Source organism: Nonomuraea zeae, assembly GCF_005889725.1.
Lineage (GTDB): Bacteria > Actinomycetota > Actinomycetes > Streptosporangiales > Streptosporangiaceae > Nonomuraea > Nonomuraea zeae.
The window spans coordinates 1-3,179 of sequence record NZ_VCKX01000561.1; the positions used below are offsets into that span (position 1 = coordinate 1).

At 67.6% G+C, this 3,179-nt stretch carries 3 protein-coding genes and 1 pseudogene; 3 read left to right on the top strand and 1 reads right to left on the bottom strand.

What is annotated here, in order from left to right:
• Positions 1–42 precede the first annotated feature (42 nt).
• Both ETD85_RS61105 and ETD85_RS61110 read left to right on the top strand, forming a co-directional pair.
• The gene (locus tag ETD85_RS61105) at positions 43–417 is read left to right on the top strand and encodes a nuclear transport factor 2 family protein (protein WP_138698908.1); all 375 of its coding nucleotides are present in this window, start codon (positions 43–45) and stop codon (positions 415–417) included.
• A 714-nt stretch (positions 418–1,131) separates the two neighbouring features.
• Positions 1,132–1,386: a hypothetical protein gene (locus ETD85_RS61110; protein WP_138698909.1), complete on the top strand. Its 255-nt coding sequence runs from the start codon at positions 1,132–1,134 to the stop codon at positions 1,384–1,386.
• A gap of 388 nt (positions 1,387–1,774) precedes the next feature.
• On the opposite strand, the gene ETD85_RS61115 is transcribed toward ETD85_RS61110, so the two are convergent.
• Positions 1,775–2,425, bottom strand: a complete 651-nt coding sequence (locus ETD85_RS61115; protein WP_138698910.1) for a fasciclin domain-containing protein — start codon at positions 2,423–2,425, stop codon at positions 1,775–1,777.
• Between the two features lie 260 nt (positions 2,426–2,685).
• Between ETD85_RS61115 and ETD85_RS61120 the strand changes: the two are divergent.
• A pseudogene (locus tag ETD85_RS61120) lies at positions 2,686–3,179 on the top strand (NADP-dependent oxidoreductase); the annotation flags it as partial.

Sequence of the window (3,179 nt, forward strand, 5' to 3'; positions counted from 1 at the left end):
GCTGTGTATAAGAGACAGCCCCTACACACCCTGAACCCCGCCATGGACCCCCGCACCGCCGCCCGACGCTTCGCCGACACCTGGCAACACGGCTGGACCCACCACGACACCACCGCCATCGCGGCCCTCTACCACCCCGACGCCACCCACACCAGCATGCCCTTCCGCCCACCACACCACGGAAGACAAGCCATCACCGACTACATCACCTGGTCATTCGACGGCGAAACCCAACCCCACGTCACCTTCACCGACCCCATCGTCGACGGCGACCAGGCCGCCATCGAGTTCCGGGTCCACGCCCTCGACAACGGCCGTCCAGTCACCCTCGCAGGCTGCGTCTTCGCCCGCTTCGACCCCGACGGGCTCGCCGTACACACCCGCGACTACTGGCACACCACCGACGGCCACCAATAACCCCACCCTGCCCGCACCACCGGGCAGCCCCTCCAACCGGGGCAGAAATCAGCGCACCACCCGCAACTGCGCACCACCAGGCCCCACCGCCACCGCCGGCGGCGGCCCCTGCTGAGCCGGCGGCCCCGCCTGCGGCGCAGGACGCGCCATCTGCTGCGTCTGCTGCTGAGCCGCATGCTGCTGCGCAGCCCTCTGCCGGCCCTGGTCCACCGCCTCGGCACGCCGCTCGGCGCACCCACCCCCGCAATAGCCGTTCGTCACGATCAACCGCCCCCGCAGCGGGGTGTACGCGTCCTTACCGGTAGCGGGCACAACCCCCTGACACACCGGGCATAACACCGACTGGCTCCCCACGTGCTGCTCCTCTCGCGGCGCGAATAGCAGGAGCTCCACCCTAAAACCAGACATCCCGCCAAGGACAGCGAATCAACATAGCGTCAAAGGCGCCGTCAACACCCAGGGGAGCCGCACACACCACGGCCGCACACCCCGAAAACCCCGGCCGGCCACCGCAAACCAGCCCCGCGCCGCCTCGCTCCGCACCCCATCGGGCGCGGCCGCAGCGCCAAAAAATCTTCACACCAGACCCACCGAACCCACCCATCAAGGGGAGCGGCACCCCCTCTCGAACCACCCTTACTTGACATAATGTTCATTATCAAGCAATCACATCGACCCCGAATAAACCCGGAACTCCAGGGCATACGCCATCACATGTCCCCCCTGGAGGTCACCACACCGACCCTCGTCGCGCTGACGGCCGTCGTCACCGCCGCCGCCATCTGGCTGATCATCCTGGCCGTACGGCTCACCAAGCGCCCGCGCAACCGTCCCAACCCGAGTAGCGATCTTGTCGACCAGGCTCGAGAGCTGAAGTCGCTCGGCCAGATCCGGGACGCCGTGTTCCTCGTACGTGGCGAGACCGGCATGAGCCAGCGCGCCGCGGCGCGCTTCGTGAACCGCCTCTGAGGCTCCCTCCCCGTCACGAGACCTCAAAGCGACATTCAATCCCATACCAAACAGAAGGGGGATTCTGTCTGGTATGGGATTTATCCCTCCATCAGGCCGCATACCGGGCTTTCGGGTCGCTGCGTGCGGGTGCGCCCGGCCCCGCACGCAGCGACCCGTCGCCCTGGCGTCCAGGGCCGGGATGCCTGATCACCTGCGAAGACGCCGTACACGCGAGGGGGATCCGCCGCCACCTCTCCCCCGCGGGCCGGGCGGATTCCCTTGCCGACCGGCCATCTGGTCGAGACGCCGAGAAAGCCGCCTCCCCCGGTTGAGCGGCGGAGGGTTGGCATGACCGCGCCGGACCCGCCGCCTGGGGTGGCGGGTCCGGCGCGGTTCGGTCATTCGTTTACTGCGGCATCAGGACCTTGTCGATGATGTAGACCGTGGCGTTGGTGGTGGGCAGGTCTCCGCAGACGACCTTGGCGTTGTTGACGGTGAGGTCGTCGCCGGTGCCCTTGACGGTGAGTTCGCCGCCCTGGAGTGACTTGAGCGGGGCGCCTTCCATGTCGGCGGGGCTGAGTTTGCCCTCTGCGACGTGGTAGGAGAGGACCTTGGCCAGGGCGTCCTTGTCGGCCATGACCTTGTCGCGGACGTCCTTCGGGATTGCTTCGAAGGCGGCGTTGTTGGGTGCGAAAATTGTTATGTCCTGGGTGGAGTTCAGTTTGTCCTCCAGCCCGGCTTGTTTGACTGCTTGGGCGAGCATGGACAGGTCCGGGACTTTCGACAGGGCTGTGGCGGCCGGTTGGTCGGCGAGGCCGGAGAGGCTGTCTTCTAGCGCCGCGCACCCTGGTCCTACGGGGCTGGTGGTGGGGGTGGGTGAGGTTTCCTCGGCCGGTGAGGTCTCTTCCGGCGGTGCGGTCTCCTCCATCGAGGTGGTTTCCTCGGGTGCTGGTGATTCTTCGGGCGCTGGTGAGATGGCGGTGGCTGCGGTGGTCCCGGTGGTAGCGGTGGTAGTGGCGGTCAGCGCAAGCGCTGCCGCGAGAAGCACTCGTTTCACTGGTGATCCCCCGAATTCTTCGTGCCGGCGGGCTCCCCCCGATGCGGCACCGATCGTCGCGGAACTCGCGTTCCCGGGTGATTCCAGTGTTAATGCTCAAGAGATATGAACAGATACTGTATTTATAAAATCAGCACAAAAGGTGCAACTAACCATATTTCCCTGCGAATTCTGTGCCCCTCTCCCCCGAGGGGCGCCGCCGGTGTCCGCCGGGGCGGGGGGTTGACCTTGACGGGTGCGTCAAGGTCGACGATCGGCGCATGGCTTTCGACTCGCGCGAGGTCCGCCTCGCCTCTCACGTTCCCACCGGCCTGCCGCTCACTTCGGCCTCCTTCCGGCTGACCCGCTCCCCCGTGGGCGGGCCGGTGGTGGTGCGCAACCGGTGGATGGCCGTCACCGCCGCCATGCGTACGCTCATCAGCGGTTCGGCCGGGCCGATGCCTGCCTACCAGGTGGGTGAGGTCCTGTACGGGCCGGCGGTGGGCGAGGTGGTGGCCTCCTCCCGTCCCGATCTCGCGGTCGGTGACTGGGTGCGGCATGGTCTGGGCTGGCGCGAGTACGCCGCCGTCGGCGCCTGGCGCAGGATCGAGCCGGTCTCCTCGGCGGATGAGGCGATGGGCCATCTCGGGCAGGGCCTGACGACGTACGTGGGCTTGCGTGCGGCGGCGGAGGTGCGGCCTGGTGACACGGTTCTGGTGACGGGGGCGGCGGGGGCGGTCGGCAGTGTCGCCGCGCCGATCGCCCGGCTGCTGGG

Bases quoted from the DNA above. Each gene is read 5' to 3' on its own strand.
- ETD85_RS61105 (WP_138698908.1), top strand. From the start codon at position 43: ATGGACCCCCGCACCGCCGCCCGACGCTTCGCCGACACCTGGCAACAC.
- ETD85_RS61110 (WP_138698909.1), top strand. From the start codon at position 1,132: ATGTCCCCCCTGGAGGTCACCACACCGACCCTCGTCGCGCTGACGGCC.